At 69.7% G+C, this 1326-nt stretch carries 1 protein-coding gene; it reads left to right on the forward strand.

The window, feature by feature from the left end:
* Nucleotides 1-167 precede the first annotated feature (167 nt).
* Nucleotides 168-1326 (forward strand): IS110 family RNA-guided transposase (locus ABD352_RS57460; protein ID WP_344621159.1); only part of this gene is annotated, 1159 nt, incomplete at its 3' end.

The raw sequence follows: 1326 nt of genomic DNA on the forward strand, positions 1-1326 counted from the left end.
GATCGCTCTCATCATCGGCTGTCCACGGCATCAGGGTGTGACTCTCATTTGGCGTGCGCCCGCCGGCCACCGCTGCCGGGAGTGGCTCAAGAGGGGTGTGTCCAGCTCAAAGTAGCGTTGCCCTCCACGGCGATCGTCCACTGTGTACGACACGAGGAGACAACGCCATGAGCCGTGTGGTGATCGGCATGGATCCGCACAAGCGGTCGGCCACGATCGAGGTCATCGACGAGCGGGAACAGGTCCTGGCCCGTGGCCGGTACGGCACCGAGGCCGACGGATACCAGCGAATGCTCACGACCGGCCGCACGTTCCCCGAGCGGGTGTGGGCGGTGGAGGGCTGCGCCGGGATCGGCCGGCACATCGCCCAGCGGCTGGTTGCCGACGGTGAAACGGTCATCGACGTGCCCGCGAAACTGTCCGCCCGGGTCCGGGTGTTCGACACCGGTCAGGGCCGCAAGACCGACCTGGTTGACGCGCACAGCGTGGCCGTGGCCGGCCTGCGCACCCCGGGCCTGCGCACGGTGGCCGCCGATGACCACACCGTCGTGCTGCGGCTGCTCGTCGACCGGCGTGACGAACTCGGCCGGGCCCGCACTGAGGTCGTCAGCCGCATCCACCACCTGCTGCTCGAGCTGGTCCCCGGCGGGGCCAAGAAGTTCCTCACCCGCGGCCAGGCCAGCTACCTGCTGCGCACCGCGCCGCCACCGGCGGGCATCGTCGCCCAGACCCGCCACGACCTGGCCCGCGAGCTCATCGACGAGCTGACCACCATCGACGCCAAAATCAAGGAAGCGGACGCCCGGCTGCGGCACCGGCTTGCCACTGCCGGTAGCTCACTGACCGACCTCAACGGCATCGGCCCGTCCGGCGCGGCCCGGCTGCTGGGCGACATCACCGACATCCGACGCTTCCGCACCGCCGCGCACTTCGCGTCCTGGAACGGCACCGCCCCGCTCGAGGCATCCTCCGGCGACCAGCACCGCCACCGACTGTCCCGCCTGGGCAACCGGCGCATCAACCGCGTCCTGCACATCATGGCCATCGTCCAACTCCGCCACGACACCCCCGGCCGCGCCTACTACCGACGCCGCCAGGCCGAGGGCAAGACCACCATGGAAGCCCTCCGCGCGCTCAAACGACACCTGTCCGACATCGTCTACAAACAGATGCTCCGCGACACCAAACGCCCAGCAGACGAACGCGCCCGCAGCGGCAGGACGGGCCCGGGAGGACAATCGGGAGCGACTCTGCAATCCAGCGCGGACGGCCCAATCCCGACAGCCGCCACTTCGGACAAGTCACAGCCCGGACCCGCCACCAACA

This window comes from Dactylosporangium salmoneum (genome assembly GCF_039532525.1).
Classification (GTDB): domain Bacteria; phylum Actinomycetota; class Actinomycetes; order Mycobacteriales; family Micromonosporaceae; genus Dactylosporangium; species Dactylosporangium salmoneum.